This window comes from Paracoccus sp. Ld10 (assembly GCF_045064235.1).
GTDB lineage: Bacteria > Pseudomonadota > Alphaproteobacteria > Rhodobacterales > Rhodobacteraceae > Paracoccus.
In genome coordinates this window covers 1-19,335 of record NZ_JBISHD010000024.1, presented here as the reverse complement: position 1 = coordinate 19,335, position 19,335 = coordinate 1, and the positions used below count along the sequence as shown (strand labels likewise).

At 64.8% G+C, this 19,335-nt stretch carries 19 protein-coding genes; 13 read left to right on the top strand and 6 right to left on the bottom strand.

Features of this window, described 5'->3' with window-relative positions; genetic code table 11:
• Positions 1-42 precede the first annotated feature (42 nt).
• Positions 43-291: a hypothetical protein gene (locus ACJJVR_RS07850; RefSeq protein WP_405403591.1), complete on the bottom strand. Its 249-nt coding sequence runs from the start codon at positions 289-291 to the stop codon at positions 43-45.
• 74 nt (positions 292-365) lie between these two features.
• Between ACJJVR_RS07850 and ACJJVR_RS07845 the strand changes: the two genes are divergently transcribed.
• The 6 genes from ACJJVR_RS07845 to ACJJVR_RS07820 all read left to right on the top strand — a co-directional run bounded on the left by ACJJVR_RS07845 (position 366) and on the right by ACJJVR_RS07820 (position 7,333).
• Positions 366-950: a TetR/AcrR family transcriptional regulator gene (locus ACJJVR_RS07845; RefSeq protein ID WP_405403589.1), complete on the top strand. Its 585-nt coding sequence runs from the start codon at positions 366-368 to the stop codon at positions 948-950.
• Positions 951-992: 42 nt separating this feature from the next.
• Positions 993-2,900, top strand: coding sequence for a DNA primase (gene dnaG / locus ACJJVR_RS07840; RefSeq protein ID WP_405403587.1), 1,908 nt, complete (start codon positions 993-995; stop codon positions 2,898-2,900).
• 153 nt (positions 2,901-3,053) lie between these two features.
• Complete coding sequence (gene rpoD, locus ACJJVR_RS07835; protein WP_405403630.1) at positions 3,054-5,027, top strand: RNA polymerase sigma factor RpoD; 1,974 nt, start codon at positions 3,054-3,056, stop codon at positions 5,025-5,027.
• Positions 5,017-5,442 (top strand): BLUF domain-containing protein, encoded by a 426-nt coding sequence (locus ACJJVR_RS07830; protein ID WP_405403585.1) that lies wholly within the window; start codon positions 5,017-5,019, stop codon positions 5,440-5,442. The genes rpoD and ACJJVR_RS07830 overlap by 11 nt, the downstream gene beginning before the upstream one ends.
• A gap of 65 nt (positions 5,443-5,507) precedes the next feature.
• A complete protein-coding gene (gene rmuC, locus ACJJVR_RS07825; RefSeq protein ID WP_405403584.1) occupies positions 5,508-6,911 on the top strand; it encodes a DNA recombination protein RmuC in 1,404 nt (467 codons plus the stop codon).
• The gene (locus tag ACJJVR_RS07820) at positions 6,908-7,333 is read left to right on the top strand and encodes a secondary thiamine-phosphate synthase enzyme YjbQ (RefSeq protein ID WP_405403582.1); all 426 of its coding nucleotides are present in this window, start codon (positions 6,908-6,910) and stop codon (positions 7,331-7,333) included. The genes rmuC and ACJJVR_RS07820 overlap by 4 nt, the downstream gene beginning before the upstream one ends.
• Here the strand turns inward: ACJJVR_RS07820 and ACJJVR_RS07815 are convergent.
• Positions 7,324-7,995, bottom strand: coding sequence for an SDR family oxidoreductase (locus tag ACJJVR_RS07815; RefSeq protein WP_405403581.1), 672 nt, complete (start codon positions 7,993-7,995; stop codon positions 7,324-7,326). The two genes, ACJJVR_RS07820 and ACJJVR_RS07815, sit on opposite strands and share 10 nt — an antisense overlap.
• A gap of 162 nt (positions 7,996-8,157) precedes the next feature.
• Here ACJJVR_RS07815 and nrdR point away from each other — a divergent pair, with 162 nt between their 5' ends.
• A complete protein-coding gene (nrdR, locus tag ACJJVR_RS07810; protein ID WP_405403579.1) occupies positions 8,158-8,622 on the top strand; it encodes a transcriptional regulator NrdR in 465 nt (154 codons plus the stop codon).
• On the top strand, positions 8,622-9,629 hold the full coding sequence (ribD, locus tag ACJJVR_RS07805; RefSeq protein WP_405403628.1) for a bifunctional diaminohydroxyphosphoribosylaminopyrimidine deaminase/5-amino-6-(5-phosphoribosylamino)uracil reductase RibD: 1,008 nt from the start codon (positions 8,622-8,624) through the stop codon (positions 9,627-9,629). The genes nrdR and ribD overlap by 1 nt, the downstream gene beginning before the upstream one ends.
• On the opposite strand, the gene ACJJVR_RS07800 is transcribed toward ribD, so the two are convergent.
• From ACJJVR_RS07800 to ACJJVR_RS07790, 3 genes are all read right to left on the bottom strand, one after another.
• Positions 9,626-11,503 carry a capsular polysaccharide biosynthesis protein gene (locus ACJJVR_RS07800; RefSeq protein ID WP_405403577.1) on the bottom strand — a complete coding sequence of 626 codons (1,878 nt, stop codon included), beginning with the start codon at positions 11,501-11,503 and terminating at the stop codon, positions 9,626-9,628. The genes ribD and ACJJVR_RS07800 overlap by 4 nt on opposite strands.
• Positions 11,504-11,633: 130 nt before the next feature.
• Positions 11,634-12,722, bottom strand: a complete 1,089-nt coding sequence (locus ACJJVR_RS07795) for a polysaccharide biosynthesis/export family protein (protein WP_405403627.1) — start codon at positions 12,720-12,722, stop codon at positions 11,634-11,636.
• Positions 12,723-12,878: 156 nt separating this feature from the next.
• Positions 12,879-14,225 (bottom strand): capsule biosynthesis protein, encoded by a 1,347-nt coding sequence (locus tag ACJJVR_RS07790; RefSeq protein WP_405403575.1) that lies wholly within the window; start codon positions 14,223-14,225, stop codon positions 12,879-12,881.
• 189 nt (positions 14,226-14,414) lie between these two features.
• Between ACJJVR_RS07790 and ACJJVR_RS07785 the strand changes: the two genes are divergently transcribed.
• From ACJJVR_RS07785 to ACJJVR_RS07765, 5 genes are all read left to right on the top strand, one after another.
• On the top strand, positions 14,415-15,023 hold the full coding sequence (locus tag ACJJVR_RS07785; protein ID WP_405403574.1) for a riboflavin synthase: 609 nt from the start codon (positions 14,415-14,417) through the stop codon (positions 15,021-15,023).
• Positions 15,024-15,045: 22 nt separating this feature from the next.
• Positions 15,046-16,164: a 3,4-dihydroxy-2-butanone-4-phosphate synthase gene (gene ribB, locus ACJJVR_RS07780; RefSeq protein ID WP_405403573.1), complete on the top strand. Its 1,119-nt coding sequence runs from the start codon at positions 15,046-15,048 to the stop codon at positions 16,162-16,164.
• A 4-nt stretch (positions 16,165-16,168) separates the two neighbouring features.
• Positions 16,169-16,708, top strand: coding sequence for a 6,7-dimethyl-8-ribityllumazine synthase (locus tag ACJJVR_RS07775; protein WP_405403572.1), 540 nt, complete (start codon positions 16,169-16,171; stop codon positions 16,706-16,708).
• A complete protein-coding gene (nusB, locus tag ACJJVR_RS07770; protein ID WP_405403571.1) occupies positions 16,705-17,187 on the top strand; it encodes a transcription antitermination factor NusB in 483 nt (160 codons plus the stop codon). The genes ACJJVR_RS07775 and nusB overlap by 4 nt, the downstream gene beginning before the upstream one ends.
• Before the next feature lie 445 nt (positions 17,188-17,632).
• A complete protein-coding gene (locus tag ACJJVR_RS07765; RefSeq protein WP_405403570.1) occupies positions 17,633-18,616 on the top strand; it encodes a YdiY family protein in 984 nt (327 codons plus the stop codon).
• Positions 18,617-19,020: 404 nt separating this feature from the next.
• On the opposite strand, the gene ACJJVR_RS07760 is transcribed toward ACJJVR_RS07765, so the two are convergent.
• Positions 19,021-19,335, bottom strand: a 315-nt coding sequence (locus tag ACJJVR_RS07760) for a hypothetical protein (protein WP_405403569.1), incomplete at its 5' end; no start/stop codon positions are given.

Sequence of the window (19,335 nt, the reverse complement as noted above, 5' to 3'; positions counted from 1 at the left end):
AACTGGTCAAAACTTGTTACCAGTGGCGCACAGTTCTGGCAATCACCCGCCCGCCCGGCTTTGCAGGCCCGGTTCGACGACCGGCCCGCGCAGCGCATCTGCCCGCGCCTGCAGGGCGGCGGCTCGCGCGGCGGTGGCATCCTCCAGCGGTGCGGGGTCGGTACGGGCCGCGGTCGCGTGGGCGGGCAGGGTGGGTTCGGCCAAGGCCTGTTCCGTCGGCAGCAGACTGGGATAGTCCCCGTCGGCGGTGCAGGCGGCCAGCGTCAGCGCAAGGATCAGGGCATGTTTCATGCCGGCGACGATACGCGGGTCATTGCCGCCCGGCAACGCCTTCCCTCGGCCCTGGCGGCGCGCTAGATACGGCCATGGCCCGCACCACTGGTTCCCGCGCCGACGTCACCGGCCCCCTGATCCGCGACAAGGCCCGCCGTCTGTTCGCGCGACAGGGCTATGCCGCCGTGTCGATGCGCCAGATCGCGGCGGCCGTGGGGGTGCAGGCCGGGGCGCTGTATGCCTATACGCCCGACAAACAGGCGCTGTTGGCCGACCTGTTGGAAAGCCACATGCACGATCTGCTGGGTGCATGGTCCGACGACCCCGATGCCGATCCGCTGGCGCGGCTGGAGCGGTTCGTGCGGTTCCACATCGGCTTCAGCCTGGATCACGGCGATGCGGTCTTCCTGTCCTACATGGAGCTGCGCAACCTGACGCCCGACAATTTCGCGCGCATCGCGGCGCTGCGGGGTCGGTACGAGGCCGCGCTGGAACAGATCCTGCGCGACGGGATCACCGCCCGCGTCATGCGGATCGAGGACCCCAAGCTGACCACGCTTGCGCTGATCGCGATGCTGACAGGGGTGACGAACTGGTACCGCGACGGGGGGCGCCTGGACCGCACCCGCATTGCCCAGATCTATTGGGGGCTTGCCCGCGGTGCCGTGGGGGCCTGAACCCGCTTGCTGCCCACCGCGCCATGCCGGATAATCGCACCCATGTCCTTGCCCCCCGGTTTCCTTGACGAGATTCGCAACCGCGTCCCGATCAGCCGGGTGATCGGCAAGAAGGTCGTGTGGGATCTGCGCAAGTCGAACCAGGCGCGCGGCGACTGGTGGGCGCCATGCCCGTTCCACCAGGAAAAATCCGCCAGTTTCCACTGCGACGATCAAAAGGGTTACTATTACTGCTTTGGCTGTCAGGCCAAGGGTGACGCCATCGGGTTCCTGCGCGACCATGACGGGATGGAGTTCATCGAGGCCGTCAAGCTGCTGGCCGCCGAGGCCGGACTGACCATGCCCGAACCCGACCCCCGCGCCCGCGAAAAGACCGACAAGCGGACCAAGCTTTTGGACGTGACCGAGGCTGCCTGCCGCTGGTTCCGGCTGCAACTGCAGACGGGTGCCGCGGCGGATGCCCGCGATTATCTGGACCGCCGCGGTCTGGACGCCCCCGCGTTGGACCGGTTCGAGATCGGTTTTGCCCCCGACCACCGCACTGCTCTGACCGCCGCCCTGCGCGAAAAGGGCTTTGCCCAGGATCAGATCGTCGAGGCCGGCATGTCCGCCCGCCCCGAGGGCGGCGGCGCGGCCTATGACCGGTTCAGGGGGCGCATCATCTTTCCGATCCGCGACGGGCAGGGCCGCTGCATCGGCTTTGGCGGGCGGGCGATGGACCCGAACGCGCGTGCGAAATACCTCAACAGCCCGGAAACCCCGCTGTTCGACAAGGGGCGCAACCTTTACAATCTCGGCCCCGCGCGCAGTGCAGTGGCCAAGGGGCAGCGGCTGGTCGTGGCCGAGGGCTACATGGACGTGATCGCGCTGGCCCGCGCGGGGTTCGAGGGTGCGGTAGCCCCCCTGGGCACCGCCATCACCGAGGAGCAGCTGCGCCTGATGTGGCGCGTCTCTCCGGAACCGGTCATCGCGCTGGACGGTGACGCGGCAGGCCAGCGCGCGGCACAGCGGCTGATCGATCTGGCGTTGCCGCTGACCGGGCCGGGGCAGGCGTTGCGCTTTGTCATCCTGCCGGCAGGGCAGGACCCGGACGATCTGATCAAGGCATCCGGCCCCGGCGCGATGGGCGCATTGCTGGATCAGGCACGGCCTATGCTGGACCTGTTGTGGGCACGGGAAACTCAGGGCCAGGTCTTTGACAGCCCCGAGCGCAAGGCCGCTCTTGATCGCCGCCTGGCCGAGGCCGTGGCGCGCATCCCCGACGAACGCACCCGCGCGCTGTATTCCGCCGATATTCGCCGTAAGCAGTGGGATGTGTTCGGGGGTGGCGCGCGCAAGACCACCCCACGGGGGGGCGCGGCCGGGCGCGGCCCGGCCCGGCGCCAAGGGGCCTCGATGGCCCCACGGGCGCCGTCACTGCCGATCGGGCTCAACGTCCCGGAACAGGGAGAGGGCACGCTGGAGGGCGCGGCCCTATTGATCTGCGCGCTGCGGCCGTCGGTCGTGGCGCAGGTCGAGGCGCGGCTGGAACGCGTGCTGCCGCGCGACCCGGATCGTGCGGCCCTGTTGCACGACCTGCTGACGCGAACCGACAGTCCGGCCGGTCGGCGCGGCCTTGAAACCCTGCGCCGCGACGCCCATCTGGGCCTGACGCCTGCAATCATCGAACGAAAGGACGACGACGGCGCCGTGACGATGCTTCTGGACCTTCTGGACCGCATCGAGGTCGCGCGCGCCACGACGCATGAACTGCCCCGCGCGGAATCCGAGATGCAGGGAGAGGCCGACGAGGGTCTGACATGGCGCATCAGCCAGATCACCCGCGCCCGCCACCGTGCCGAAAACCCCGAGATGGAAACATCGGGCGACATGAACGAGGACCGCGATGCCATGTCGGCGCAGCTGGCAGACTGGCTGTCGGGTCAGATCTGGCGCAAGCCGCCCCGGTGACGGTCGCGAATCGCATCCCTTGCGGGTTGCGAATCATCAGTTTGGCCGGTCTTTGATTCGGTCGGGAACCACGCTAGAAACGATGCAACTTTGCGACGATTCGCCCGCATGTGCGAATCACCCGCCCATGATCTTGCCGAGAAGGAGCCCTGGATGGCCGCCAAGGATGATGACCACGACAAGACCGACAAGGACGACAATGCCCATACGCTGGACATGAGCCAGGCGGCGGTCAAGAAAATGATCGCCGAGGCACGCGAGCGTGGCTACATCACCTATGACCAGTTGAATGCGGTCCTGCCGCCCGAACAGGTCAGCAGCGAGCAGATCGAGGATGTGATGTCGATGTTGTCCGAGATGGGCATCAACGTCATCGAGGACGACGACGCCGCCGAGGAATCCGAGGGCGGGGCCATCGTCACGACCGGAGCAGGGTCGCGCGATCTGGCGGTCTCGACCACCGAAACCGAGAAACTTGACCGCACCGACGATCCGGTCCGCATGTACCTGCGCGAAATGGGATCGGTCGAACTGCTGTCGCGCGAAGGCGAGATTGCCATCGCCAAGCGGATCGAGGCCGGTCGCAACACGATGATCGCGGGCCTGTGCGAAAGCCCGCTGACCTTCAAGGCCATCACGCTGTGGCGCGACGAACTGCTGGACGAAGAGATCCTGCTGCGCGACGTCATCGACCTGGAAACCACTTTTGGCCAGTCGATGGACGACGAGGAGGCCGAAGAGGTCGAGCTGACTCCCGAGGGCGAGGCCAGCACCACCGCCACCAAGCGCGAAGAGTTCGATGCGGACGGCAACCCCCTGCGCGTCGAGGACGATGAGGACGAGGACGAGGGTGCCAACCTGTCGCTTGCCGCGATGGAGGCAAGCCTCAAGCCCAAGGTCCTTGAGACGCTGGAGGCCATTGCCCATCACTACGAGGGGCTGGCCGACATGCAGGACCAGCGCATGTCCGCGACCCTGAACGAGGACAACAGCTTTTCCGCAAGCGCAGAAACAGACTATCAGACCCTGCGCTCGGAAATCGTTGTTCTGGTGAATTCGCTGCACCTGAACAGCGGCCGGATCGAGGCGCTGGTCGACCAGCTCTACGGCATCAACCGTCGGATCGTCACCATCGACAGCGGCATGGTCAAGCTGGCCGATGCGGCCCGCATCAACCGCCGCGAGTTCATCGACGCCTATCGCGGCTCGGAACTGGACCCGAACTGGGTGGACCGTATGTCCGCACAGGCCGGGCGCGGTTGGCAGGCGCTGTTCGACCGGTCGCGCGACCAAGTCGAGCGTCTGCGCGGCGACATGGCCGAGGTCGGCCAGTATGTCGGCGTCGACATCGAGGAATTCCGCCGCATCGTCAGCCAGGTCCAGCGCGGCGAAAAAGAGGCCCGGCAGGCCAAAAAGGAGATGGTCGAGGCCAACCTGCGCCTGGTCATCAGCATTGCCAAGAAATACACGAACCGCGGCCTGCAGTTCCTGGACCTGATCCAGGAAGGCAATATCGGCCTGATGAAGGCCGTCGACAAGTTCGAGTATCGCCGCGGCTACAAGTTCTCGACCTATGCGACCTGGTGGATTCGTCAGGCGATCACCCGGTCCATCGCGGATCAGGCGCGTACGATTCGCATCCCGGTCCACATGATCGAGACGATCAACAAGCTGGTCCGCACCGGCCGCCAGATGCTGCACGAGATCGGCCGCGAGCCGACCCCGGAGGAGCTGGCCGAAAAGCTGCAGATGCCGCTGGAGAAGGTTCGGAAGGTGATGAAGATCGCCAAGGAGCCGATCAGCCTTGAGACCCCGATCGGGGACGAGGAGGACAGCCAGCTTGGCGATTTCATCGAGGACAAGAATGCCGTCCTGCCGCTGGACAGTGCGATTCAGGAGAACCTCAAGGAAACCACGACCCGCGTGTTGGCCAGCCTGACGCCGCGAGAGGAGCGTGTGCTGCGCATGCGTTTCGGCATCGGCATGAACACGGACCATACGTTGGAAGAGGTCGGGCAGCAGTTCAGCGTGACCCGCGAACGCATCCGTCAGATCGAGGCCAAGGCGCTGCGCAAGCTGAAGCATCCGTCGCGCAGCAGAAAGCTTCGGTCGTTCCTTGACCAGTAATCTGGACGATCTGCAAGGTTTGGGTTTCGTCCTGTATCGCAGCTCTGCGCGTCCCGGTCTGGACGGCGCGGCGATGCAGGACATCCTGCGCACGGCGCGCCAGCGCAACCAGTTGCTTGGACTGACCGGCTGCCTGCACCATGAGGACGGACTGTTCTTTCAGTGGTTGGAGGGACCCGCGGACAGCCTGCGGCTGGTGCTGTCCTCCTTGCTGAATGACGAACGGCATCTGGAGTTCGAGATACTGGATCAGGGCGCATTGGATCACAGACGGTTTCAGGACTGGCGGATGCGTTTTTCCGACCGGGACCGGGCATCGCTGATGGACTGGTTCGCACGGTCTGACAGTTCGACCGTCCATCGCAGCGACTATGCCGGCGGCGTGGTGGCTTTCATGATGGGTATCGATATCTGACGACGCCTTGCGCTGCTGGCACAAACTGTGAACACTGGCCCTGAAAATGATGGGGTGACAACAGGATGCAGTTTGATGGTGCCGGTGTCTGGCTGACGGACGTCACGGTGATCGGACCTGTGCTGGTCGTCGCGCTTGCCGTGTATGCATGGTGGCGCGGACGGCAGACGCTGACGGAAATGCGCATTCGTGCAACGCAGGCCGAAGATCGGCTGCACGACGCTGCTCTTGATCTGACCCGTGTCCGGACCCGCGCCGAGGCAGGGGAAGCCCGTACTGCCGACCTGATCGAAGAGCGTGACGGCCTGACCGACGCGTTGCATCAGGCCCGCCATCACGCGGCCCAGACGGAAACCAAACTGGCCGAAACGCGCCTGAGCGCCCAGAAGGACGCCGAGGCCAGTGCCCGCGAGGTCGCCACCCTGCGAGAGTTGCGCGCCGAGATGACCCAGCAGTTCAGGCTATTGTCGGCAGAGACGCTGCGCGTGCAGCAGGATGACCTGCAACGGTTGCAGAACGACCAGCTGGCAGCCCTGTTGACCCCATTCCGCGACCAAGTGGGCCGGTTCCAGACCGAGTTGCAGACCCGCAACAAGGTTCTGGATGAGGAATCGGCCCGCCTGCGCGAACAGATCCTGTCACTGCACAACCGCAGCGAACAGATCAGCCGCGAGGCTGTGAACCTGACCCGCGCGTTGAAGGGCGACAAACAGCAGCAGGGTGCCTGGGGCGAGATGGTGCTGGAACGGATCCTGGAGGATTCGGGCCTGATGGCGGGCACGCATTATGACCTGCAATCCAGCTGGCGCGATGACGACGGCAAGCTGTGGCGCCCCGATGTGGTCGTCAAGATGCCGCAGGGCAAGGTGATGGTGATCGACAGCAAGGTGTCGCTGAACGATTACGAGGCCTCGGTGACGCTGGACGACCCGGTTGCGGCGGCTGCGGCGCTGCGGCGGCATGTCGCCGCGATCCGCACCCATATCGCCACGCTGTCGGGCAAGGGGTATCAGCGGATGGACGACAATTCAGTCGATTACGTCCTGATGTTCATCCCGATCGAGGGGGCGTTCTCGGATGCGCTGCGGGCCGATCCGACACTGGCGGCATTCGCGATGGAACGGCGCGTGGGGCTGACGACGCCCACGACGCTGATGCTGACCCTGCGCACTGTCGATCACATCTGGGCGGTCGAGCGCCGCGAAAGCAACGCGCTGGAGATCGCGCGCCGGGCGGGACAGTTGTACGACAAGGTCGCGGGTTTCGTCGAGGCGATGGATGGCGTCGGCCGCGCGCTGGATCAGGCCAACCGTGCCCATGGGCAGGCAATGGACCGTCTGACGCGCGGGTCCGGCAATGTCATCCGCCAGGTCGAGATGCTGCGATCCCTAGGCGCCCGCGCCAGCAAGCAGATCGACCTTGACCACGACCGCGACGACGCCCTGCTGGGCCCGGAGGCCGCCGAATGATGCATGTCCTGACCGTTGCCACCCACGGCCCCGCCTGCCACGAGATCACCACCGATCTGGCCGATTGGCTGACCACCATCGATGCTGCGCAGGGTGTGCTGACGCTGATCGTGCAACACACGTCGGCATCGCTGTTGATACAGGAAAACGCCGATCCCGAAGTGCAGGCGGATCTGCTGGCGTGGCTGGATCGTCTGGCACCACCTGCCGACCATCCGTCGATGGGCTGGATCACGCATCGCTATGAGGGACCGGACGATATGCCCGCGCATCTCAAGGCCGCCGTGTTGCCGACGACCCTGCAGATCCCGGTCGATCGGGGTCGGATGATGCTGGGTCGGTGGCAAGGCGTGTACTTGGTCGAACATCGCCACGCGCCGCATCGACGTCAGGTCGTGGCGATGTTCGTGCCTCAAGCCTGAGGCATCAGGAAAATCTCGCGTATCGCGGCCCGTTCGGGCGCGGCAATCATATGCAGCACAGCGGCGGCGACATCGTCAGGTTGCAGCTTGTCCGGTGCGCCGTTGTCGAAAAACGCGGTGTCGACCATCCCCGGCGCGACCACGCAGCACCGCCCGCCCCACTCACGCATCTCTTCGGCAAGATTACCAGCATAGCCATGAACGAACCATTTGGTCGCGCCATAGATCGAGCCCTTGATGTGCTGACGTCCGGCCGCGGACCCTGTCAGGACCAGCGTGCCGCGTGTCTTGCGCAGGTGGGGCAGCAGCGCGCGGGCGGTCAGCACCACGCCCATCACGTTCAGGTCGATCATGGTGCGGATGTCGTCCAGATCGCCAGCCTCGGTTCCGGGCTTTGACAGACCGCGTCCGGCGTTGGCAAAGGCCGCGTCTATGCCACCGAAACGATCGGCAACCTGCGCCGCTGCCGCAGTCAACGCGTCGATGTCGGTCGCATCGCCGCTGACGACCATCGTCTTGTCTCCAAGCTCGTCGGCCAAGGTGGACAACTTGTCCGCCGAACGGGCGAACAGGGCGACGTTCCAGCCTGCGGCGACGGCTGCGCGCGCGGTCGCAGCGCCGATGCCAGACGATGCGCCGGTGATGAACAGGGTCTGGGTCATGGGTGCCTCGATGGTTTGAACTTGGTCAGAATTGCAGGCGGCAACGCGTCATTCGCGCCACAGGTTCCGGGGCCCCTATCTTGTGGCCCGTGGATAACGCTACCCAATCTATGCCAAGCTGCCTATGGTTACGGCGGATTGCCTCAGTACAGGGACAACGGAATGCGCTGCCCGTTTTGCGGAAACGCCGATACGCAGGTCAAGGACTCGCGACCCGCGGAGGATAATGTGGCCATCCGCCGCCGCCGCTTTTGCCCGTCCTGCAGTGGGCGTTTTACCACGTACGAACGCGTGCAGCTGCGCGATCTTGTCGTGGTCAAGACCAACGGCAAGCGCGAGGATTTCGATCGCGACAAGATGGCGCGTTCGATCCGCATCGCCATGCAGAAACGCCCTGTCGAGCCGGAACGCATCGAACAGATGATCAGCGGCATCGTGCGCCGGCTGGAAAGCACAGGAGAGACCGACATACCCTCAAAGGCGATCGGAGAGATCGTGATGGAGGCTTTGTCGCGCATCGACAATGTCGGCTATGTTCGGTTCGCCAGCGTCTACAAGAACTTTCAGGACGCTGATGATTTCGACAAGTTCGTGTCCGAGCTGCGCCCCGGCGCCGCCAACGATTGATACCCGATCCGACAGACGACGCCCGGCACATGGCCCATGCCCTGCGCCTGGCGCGGCGCGGTCTGGGCAATGTCTGGCCGAACCCCGCGGTGGGGTGCATTCTGCTGCGTGACGGGCGCGTGGTCGGGCGTGGCTGGACCCAACCCGGTGGCAGGCCGCATGCCGAACGCATGGCGCTGGACCATGCGGGCCCGCTGGCGGCAGGCGCGACCGCCTATGTGACACTGGAACCCTGTGCCCATCACGGCCGCACGCCCCCCTGCGCCGAAGGGATGGTGGGTGCGGGTGTGGCGCGCGTGGTCACCGCGTTGACCGACCCCGACCCTCGGGTGGCAGGTCGTGGACATCAGATGCTGCGCGATGCGGGCATTCCCGTGACCGAAGGTGTGCTGGCGGATCACGCTGCCGACCTGCAGGCGGGGTTCCTGCTGCGCATCACCGCGGGCCGCCCCTTTGTGACGCTCAAGCTGGCCAGCAGCCTGGACGGTCGGATCGCGATGGCCAGTGGGGAAAGCCGCTGGATCACCGGTCCCGCCGCACGGGCGCATGTCCATGCGCTGCGCGCCCAGCATGATGCGATCATGGTCGGAGGCGCGACCGCGCGAACCGACCTCCCACAGTTGAACGTGCGGGGCATCCGCACACCGCAGCAGCCGGTCCGCATTATCGTTTCGGGGCAGATGCTGCCCGCGTTGCCCCCGCAGGACGCCGATCATGGACCGCTGTGGCGGGTCGATGGGGCGCCCGGACAGATGCTGGCGGATCTGGGAGCTCGCGGCATCACGCGGGTTTTCTGCGAAGGGGGCGGGCGGCTGGCGGCCAGTCTGCTGGCGGCGGGGTTGGTCGATCAGCTGGTCGGGTATACCGCCGGTCTGGCGCTTGGGGCCGAGGCGCGGCCGTTTCTGGGGGCCACCGGCTGGACCCGTCTGGCCGATGCGCCCCGGTTCCGTCTGGCCGAGACGCGGGCCATTGGCGGCGACCTGTTCCATCGCTGGACGCGCACCTAGCGACGCCAGATCCACGCGTGGCCGGCCAGCGCGCCTTGGGCCTTGGCCAGCAGCCGCAGCGCGGGGGGCGGATGCGCCTGTCCCGCGGCAAGGCGTTCCAACGCCAGCTCGACCGGGCAGGGCAGGCCTGTTACCGGATCGCGATAACGCGGATAGGCGATCAGGCACGCATGGACCAGCGCCGCCAGATCGGGTCGCGCCTGACGGCGGGCGGGCAGGGGCCCAAGGTCGCGTGTCAGGCTCCAGCCCGCGTAAAAGGGCGCGCCGAGAACCGTGACCTGCCTGCCGCGCAGCAGTGCCTCGAATCCCAGGGTAGAGGTGATGGTCCAGACTTCGTCCACCATATCAATCAGCGCGACAGTGTCCGCATCGTGGGCGACGTGATCGGCCAGTGCGTCCAATGTCGCGGCATCGATCGCACCGGGCCGCAGGCCCGCCTCCACGTCCGGGTGCGGTTTGTAGATAAGGCAGGCATCCGGATTATCCCTGCGTACCCGTTCCAACAGTGCCAGATTGGTGCGTTCCGCACCTGCGCCCTTCAGGATCGACGCGTCATCCTCGACCTGTCCGGGCACCAGGATGCGGCGGCGACTGTCACGCGGTGGCAGGTCCGTGGCCCCGCCCAGGTTGTACTTTGTCAGCCGTGTGCTGATCAGCGCGGTGATCAGCCGTTGCGCACGATCCCGCCCGCATGGCGGTGGACCGCGTGAAATCAGCGCTTCGAGTCGGGAGGGGGCGGTCGGGTCGAAATAGATCCCCAGATCGTCGGCCACCACCGACAGTGGCGGGGTCAACGCGGCGCCAAGGCCGTTCGACCGCAGAAAGCCGTCCTCGACCCGGATCGCCTGTGGAACCTGCGCCGCCGATCCGGCCCAGGCCAAGGTGACCTGCGACCCCGGCTCGCGGGCAAAGCGCAACGGGCGGGCGTCGCCGAACTCACGCGCCACAAAGCGTCGTTTCCACAGGCGCATGCCATAGGCGATGTGGCCGTTCCGGTCCTGACGAAACGCACGCGTCTCAGCCTCCAGCTGATCCAGGGCACCTTCGAAGTCGGTCAGTCGATCGCGGCAGGGGTCGTACCACACCGGGCCTGTCAGATGGCTGGCGGCAAACAACGCCTCGCGCGTGGCGCGTCCGCGACGGGGGGGTGGCGTTTCGTCGTCGCTGAGGCCCCAGCCGGCATAGAATGGTTGCCCGAAGAGGCGCGGACGGTGGCCAGCCAGCAGCGCCTCGTATCCCAGCTGAGAGCTGACAGCATAGACCGCGTCCGCACCATCGACCAGCCGCCATGGGGAGACGGGGCCGTCGCACAGGGTGTCACCCGGGCAAAGATCCGCTTCGGTCAAATGGCCGGGACGCAGGCCCGCAGCGGTCTCCGGATGGCTGCGGATCATGATCCGGCTGCCGGGATATTCATCGCGTGCGGCCTGCAGCATGGTTATGAACACCTCTCTGCCTGCCCCACGCAAAGATGCGTCGCCCCGCGTCTGGTCGATGACCAGGACATAGCCGGGCGGTGGCAGGGGGGCGTCGGGGTCGTGCATGTTGTATTTTGACAGATCCGCCGCACGCAGCCGCGTCAACAAACGCACCGCGCGGTCGCGTGTTGTCGGTGCCAGCGGTTGGCCGATCAGATGTTCCAGGCGGGATGGTTGATCGGGGTCGAAATGCAGGCCGTGTGGGTCGATCATCAGCCCGATCGGACCGCGTGCCGCCAGTGCACCCCGGGCCCGCCCGGGCAGCACCGAACGCAGGAACGGATCCTCGACCGTGATCAACGGGCAGTCATGGCGCCGGGCCAGGGACCGGCCACGCCAGGCGGTGGGGCTGTTGCCCCAGATGCCCACCGCGTCACCCGGACGGGGAAGGGACACGACCGGGCGGTATCCCGCAAGGGTCAGGATGCGCGCGATTCGCGGGCGGGTCAGAAAGCCCAGGTTGAAAACGCAAAGCCGCCGGGTTTCCCCGGCGGCTGAAAGGTCGATCTGTCGCTTTGGCAGCAGATCAGTCGCCGATGCTGGACAGACTGTCCGCTGTCGCGGCGCTGCCTGTGACGGCCGACAGGGTCTTTTGCCACTGCACGTACGGTGCTTCGGTGACATAGACCGTGTCGCCGTCGCGGATGACGAAATCGCGGGCCAGGAACAGGCCGTTCGGGCGCGTCAGGTCCAGCACATATGCAAAGCGCTGCGTGCCGGTGACCGGCTTGCCCAGGACGCGGGAGGCCACCGATTCAGGCTCGTCGCGCAGGACGAAGACACCGGTCGGATCGGCCAGCGCGCTGCTGAGGCCGCCCACCATGGCGATCGCTTCGGCGGCGTTGATGACCTCGTTGCCCAACGGAACGCGCGTCTGGCCACCCAGGGCGCCAAGCGCGGTGAAGGTCCGCTGATCCTCTTCGACCACGATCAGGTCGCCCGGGCGCAGGGCGATGTCGTTGGTCGGGCTGCTGTACAGGTCGGTCAGCCAGACGCGGCCGCTGTCGTTGCCGCGCTTGACGGTCACGACCGCAACCTCAGGCTCGATGGCAACGCCGCCGGCACGTGCCAGCATCGCGGACAGCGACCGGGTCGGCCGTTCGATCGGATAGACGCCCTGAGCGCCGACGCGACCCACAACCGACACGGTCGCCCCGTTGCCGGCAACGCGCTGGACGGTGACCTGCGGATCAGGGGTCTGCGCGCTGAGCGCCTCGGTGATGACCAAGCGCAGCTGATCGGGGGTATTGCCCGCCGCCCGGACCCGACCCGCATATGGCACAAAGATGAACCCGTCGCTGTCGACCTGAATCTCGGTCAGCGTGGTCGAGCTGGCGCCAAGCGAGGTCAGCAGGCCGTCATCGACGTTTTCCCAGATCGACAGGCCAAGCGTGTCGCCGGCGCGGATTTCGTCGGCGCCGACCTGTCCGGCGCTTCGGAAGCTGTTCGAAAAGCCATAGGCCGGCGCAAAGGCCGAAGCGCGGGTGACGTGGTCGTTGACATAGATGACCTGCGTGTTGCCGCCGCGTTCGACGGCACCGTCAAAAATCTCGTTCTTGTTGGGACCGGAACGGGGCAGCGCGCAGGCCGCCAGCAGGCTGACCGATGCGATCATCAACAGCCGCAGGGTGGTCGACGACCGGGATAAAACTGTCACCTCTAATACTCCTAATATCTGGCTCTGGCGTTGTATGCCGGTTTGCACGCACTGTAACCCTGTCTGCAAAGACAGGCTATAACATCTTCAGCAATGACGACGAAGCGTTGCCTTTCAGCCATGTCGGTCCGTAAGCTGTTGTCTTGGCAGGATACGGCCGGTTGCCAGCGCCTGATAGGGATCGTCCGGAGACAGCAGCATGTCGGCCACCAAACGCAGGGCATGGGCGCGCGAGCGGCTTGCATAAAAGCCGCCGGGAATCTGGCTGGTCTGCAACAGATAGTCGCGGAACACCCGATATGCCTGTGGATCGGGGGCATCCGGATCGGCCAGGAATTCATCCAGCGTCTGTTCCGACACCAGTCCCGGCTTTTCATAAACGGCGCGGCCGAGGGTCTTGACCGGAATGCCGCGCCACAGGGCCTGCTGGCCGGCGGTGGAGTTCACCGTGACCACGGCGCGGGCATGAGACAGGATTTCCGCCAATTTTCCACCGCGCACATAGTGGACGCGGTCCGACACGCCATGTTCCACCGCCGCGGCGTGGATGGCGGCGCGATTGCCCGCACGCCCGTCCTCCAGCGGATGGGCCTTGAAGATCAGGTGATGGTGGCGGGGGGCGGCACGGGCGAACCCCTCGATCACGGTGCGGACGAACTGGGCGTTCCGGGTGAAAGGCGAATGACCCAGGAAATTGGAATCGTGTTCCAGTTGCATCAGGACAAGGTTGTAGGGCCAACCCGACAGCCGCAGGCGACGCCATTGCAGTGCGCGGCCCAGATTGTAGGCCGGGGCCAGCACCAGCCGGCGCAGGTTCAGCCGGAACTCCTGTGCCACGCTGATCGCGCGGTGCCCGGAATAGGCGCGATACCGATTGTTCGCGATCAGGATCAGAAAATGATAAAAGGCGCCGTAGAATTTGTGGTGACGCATGTCGCCCCAATGCGCAGGCGGGCGACGAACCTCGTTGATCTGCTCGCGCAGCGCGGCGCGCATCTGGGCCAACGGAATGCGCATCAACACCGAATTGCCGTTCGACCCCTGCCGTTCATAGCTGACCCAGTAGGGCCGCAGGTAACCCTCTTCGAAGACGTGGACACGCAAGCCCCGCTCTGCTGCCAGGCGACGGGCGGTGGCGTGGATGGGGCGGACATCGCCGTACAGAACAATGTCGGTCACGCCTTTGTCGTCCAGGATGGCGGCCAGGTGGTCAGGCCAATCGTCCGCGCTGCCCTGATGACGGATAAAGCTTTTGGCGTCAGACCAGAAGAATTCGTCACCCGCATTGAAGCCGCAGCGCCAGACCGCCGCACCGGCCGCCCGCAACAGCCGTCCAAGGCGGTCGAAAAACGGTCCGTGCGGTCCCTGCAGCATCAGAAACACCGCGCCATCGCGGACGGGTGCACCGCGCGATGGGGCGTGCGAGGTCTGGGGCAGGGTGGTGGCGCCGGTGTGCAACATGTGGGGATTTGATCAAAAGGGGCGGCCGCGATGCCCGGGGCCATGGTTCAGACATGCCATGTCACGCAGCGCCGATCCATCCTTTTATGCGTCAGGCTTTAGCGACCCGGGGCAGGGGTGGGGGCTTGGTGCTTGAACGGACAGGGCCGATGGCCTAGTTCGGACGGGGATCATCAGGGAAGGGCTGCGATGTTCACGGGCATCATCACGGATATCGGTATCGTCCGCGCGGTCGAGATGCGCGGCGACATGCGCGCGCGCATCGGCTGCGCCTATGACATGGCGGGCGTCGATCTGGGCGCGTCCATCGCCTGCGACGGGGTCTGTCTGACGGTCGTGGCCAAAGGGCAGGACTGGTTCGATGTCGACATCTCGGCCGAGACGCTGTCCAAGACCAGCATCGGCGGCGCGGGCTGGTCGGTCGGCCAGCGCCTGAACCTGGAACGCGCGCTGCGTGTGGGTGACGAGCTGGGCGGGCATATTGTCAGCGGCCATGTCGACGGTGTGGCCCGCATCACCGCCGCCATGACCGAGGGCGACAGCCTGCGCCTGACCTTCGAGGCGCCCGCCGATCTGGCGCGGTTCATCGCGCAAAAGGGGTCGGTCACGTTGAACGGTACCTCTCTGACCGTCAATGAGGTCGCGGGCAACAGCTTTGGCATCAACCTGATCCCGCATACGCAGCAGGTGACAACCTGGGGCGATGCGGCGGTGGGCGATGCCGTGAACCTGGAAATCGACACGCTGGCCCGCTATGTCGCGCGGCTGGCCGAAGCCGGACAACCGATCGGCGCGTGACGCCTGCGTGAAGGACGAACAGATGCAATTCGAAGAACCCGGCCCCGTCGAACGCGACCTCTCCGGCACCATCTCTCCGATCGAGGACATCATCAACGAGGCCCGCAACGGCCGCATGTTCATTCTGGTCGACCACGAGGACCGCGAGAACGAGGGCGACCTGTGCATTCCCGCGCAGATGGCCACGCCAGACGCGATCAACTTCATGGCGACCCACGGGCGCGGTCTGATCTGTCTGACCCTGACCGCCGACCGGATCGAGACCCTTGGCCTGACGCTGATGAGCCCTAAGAATTCCAGCCGTCACGAGACCGCGTTCACGATGTCCATCGAGGCGCGCGAAGGCGTCACCACCGGCATCAGCGCGGCCGACCGGGCGCGCACGATCAGCGTGGCGATCGACCCGACCAAGGGCGCGCCCGATATCGCGACGCCGGGCCACATCTTTCCGCTGCGCGCGCGCGACGGCGGCGTGCTGGTGCGTGCGGGCCATACCGAGGCCGCGGTCGATATTTCGCGGCTGGCAGGGCTGAACGCGTCGGGCGTTATCTGCGAGATCATGAACGATGACGGCAGCATGGCCCGCCTGCCGGATCTGGTCGATTTCGCGCAGCGTCACGGCCTGAAGATCGGCACGATCAGCGACCTGATCCGCTATCGCCGCCGCCACGACAACCTGATCGCCGAACGATCCCAGAGGGCGGTCCATTCCGTCCATGGTGGCGACTGGACGATGCGGGTCTTTGCCGACGAGACGCAGGGCACCGAGCATATCGTGCTGACCAAGGGCGATCTGACGACTGCGGAGCCGGTCATGGTGCGCATGCATGCGCTGGACCCGTTGCACGACGTGTTGGGTGTCGGGCGCGAAAGCGCGGGCAGCCTGCCTGCCGCGATGCAAGCCATCGCGGATGAAGGGCGCGGCGTCGTCGTGCTGATCCGTGACCTGTCGCATGCCATTGCCGATCCGGGCGATGTCGGGCCGCACACGTTGCGCCAATATGGGCTGGGGGCGCAGATCCTGTCGGCACTGGGTCTGTCGGACCTGATCCTGCTGACCAATTCGGCGCCGGTGAAGGTGGTTGGGCTTGACGCCTACGGGCTTTCCATCCATTCCACCCGGCCTATCCCCAAGGACTAGGTACATGGCCTCGAACACGCAACATCACGAACTGGCGCTGCCGCGTCTGGATGCTCCGGTGCGCCTGCTGGCGGTCGTTGCACCCTATTACAAGGATATCACCGACGGGTTGCTGTCGGGGGTTCGGGCCACGGCGGATGCCGCAGGCGCAAGCCTTGACGTGATCGAGGTGCCCGGCGCGCTGGAGATTCCGACGGCGGTCGGCCTTGCCGCCCGCAGCGGGCAGTATGACGGTTTTGTGGCCCTGGGTTGCGTCATCCGTGGAGAGACGACGCATTACGACACCGTCTGCAACGACAGCTCTCGCGCGCTGACGCTGTTGGGGTTGCAGGGCGTTTGCGCCGGCAATGGCATCCTGACGGTCGAGACGTTGGAACAGGCGCAGGTCCGCGCGGACCCTGCAGGCCAGAACAAGGGCGGTGGGGCTGCTGCAGCCGCGCTGCATCTGGTGGCGCTGGCCCGTCGTTGGGCGGCGACACCCCAAAAGGCGGCGCATGACGTGATCCGCCTGGCGGGCGAATTTGAAGGGCAGGGCAAGGCATGACCGACCACCACCAGGACAAGCGCCCCAACAGGCGCGCGCTGAGCAGTGCGGCACGGATGTACGCGGTTCAGGCCCTGTTCCAGATGGAGGCTGCAGGCCAGTCCGCCGACCGCGTCACGCGCGAGTTCCAGAGCTTTCGGATCGATTTTGATGACCGCGACGGCCCGACCGATCAGGCGGACGAGGCGTTGTTCACCCGGATCGTTGATGACGTCGTCATGTGGCAATCCAGAATCGACCAGGCGACGGATCGGGGGTTGGTGGCCAAATGGCCCATCGACAGGATCGACCCGGTCCTGCGCGCCGTGTTTCGTGCCGCTGGCGCAGAACTGGTGGCAGAGCGTGCACCGGCCAAGGTGGTCATCACCGAATACGTCCGCTTGACCCAGGCCTTTTTCCCCGACGGTCGTGAGGCGCGGTTCGTAAACGCCGTGCTGGATCATATGGCCCGCGACTTCAAACCCGATTCCCTCGACTAGGCGGGCTGACAGCACAGTTTCACGGCCCGGATCGACGATCCGGGCCGTTTTCGTTGCGAGGCCCGGAGCTGAGAGCCCGCGAATGGGAGGAATGTCGTGGTGTTCTGATCGCTGTATCGTGGCATCTGTGCAACAATTACGCCAGTTCGACATGTTTAGCGCCCTGCCTTTAAATTAGGCGATCACGTCGATGTTTCATTATGCACGCCAAGGTGCACCTCATCAATGCAGCGACGTGATGCCATAAAAATGCCATGTTGCAAGCGCATTGCCCGAATCGCTGATTGGTTGCATCACCAAACATTACACGTCGATTTCGGCAAAGTTTCGCCATTTTGTGTCAAGGTCTACGAACCCTCACGATTGCGCGACCCGCAGAAGAAACGTCGTGGCCTGTGAACCAGAATGGGGGCGCGCTAATTGTTCTCGCAGCAGAGATGCTCTGGTGCCCGACGTGGGGCCGGGACAATCCTACTCAGCTCGTGAGGACGACAAAATGAAAAAAGTTACGCTGCTGACCAGCACCGCCGCAATCCTGGCCGCCCTGTCGGTTCCGGCATTCGCGCAATCCGAAATTTCGACCGGCGCCGACGCGACGGGCATCTCGGCAATCGATGACCGTATCACGGATATCGAAGACGACGTGACCGACCGGTTCGACCGCGACAACGATTCCGACCGCTTTGGTCCGGCTGACCGTCGTCAGGGTCTGTTCGGCACCATGTCGCTGAGCTACACCGGCCGTACCGGTAACACCGAGAACCAGGATCTGGCGATCGGTGGTCGCGTGAACTACAACCAAGGCGTCTTTGCGCAGAGCGTTGGTCTGTCGGTTGAGTTCGGTGAGGACGACAACGGCAACAAAGATCAAGAAGAAATCAACGCGATCTATGACGCGCAGTATTACTTCAACGATCAGTTCTATGCATTCGCACTGGGTCGTATCAGCCAGGATGGCCTTGTTGACGGTGTTGCGAACTACACCGGCGACACCGACTTTACGGACGAGTTCGGCGACCTGCGCACTGACGCGTTCCTGGGCTTTGGTCCTGGTTACCGTATCCTGAATACCCAGGACACCACTTGGCGCGTTCAGGCTGGCGTCGGCGTTCGTTACACCAAGACGGGTGCACAGGAAGCCGGCTTTGACGCACTGGGCAACACTGTTGCCGATTCGTCGGATACCGATGTCGGTTACATCGCGTCGTCGCGTCTGTACCACCGCTTCAACGAGAACGTCTTCATCACGAACGATACCGACTACCTTGGTTCGGATGAATCCGCGGACGTTCTGACGAACGAATTTGGCGTGAACTTCCGTGTGTCCGAGCAGCTGGCGACCCGCCTGAGCTACACCACCGAATACCAGGAAGACCGTGCGATCCGCACCGACAACACCGTCGGTCTGGCAGTGGTCTACGGCTTCTGATCCATCCCACAGGATGATCGGATCACGAAAGGGCGGCCCTCGGGCCGCCCTTTTGCGTTTCCACACCGCTGAGGGCGTGAGACGACGCGAATAACACCAGACAGCGCCATGGATGGTCTGCAGCGTGTCTGGCGTCATGAGTGGGATGGTGTGGCGGGAACCGCAGCGACCGCAACGGCATCAGATTTCCCGAAAGCCTGATTGAACAGGTGGGTACCGGGTAATGTGACCAAGGTCACAACAGAGCCAGCGCCCTCGGAAAACTTATAGGCCAGTGGAAATTTGGCCGTTCGCGAGAAGAGCAGAAGCCCGCCACGCCCTGAATCTAGGTCCAAGCAGGTCATTGTTCAAGTGACGACGCTGTATGTCGTGCGAAAGGGCAGGGGCAGCAGGCATGTCATGCGTCACGCGGGTTTCTGATTCTCCGCTCGCCTAGTCACAAAGCCCAAATTGTGAGCATTAAATTCAAGTAAAACCAGTAGCTTGCAACAATATTTGCGATAGCGTCGTTTTTTCGCTTGCGGGTTTGGATTGCTCGGCCTAAACACCGCTTCACCGAAGGCGGGAACGCTGGAGGGGCCGGGAAGGCGGTGCTGAGAGGCGCGGTTGGATCGGGAGACATTCTGGGGATTTGGTGACGGTTGTGGCGTCGAGTTGACGTCGTGATCGTGATTTTGGTTCTCTTGCTTTTTGACATTGATGGATATCTGAAGAGATAT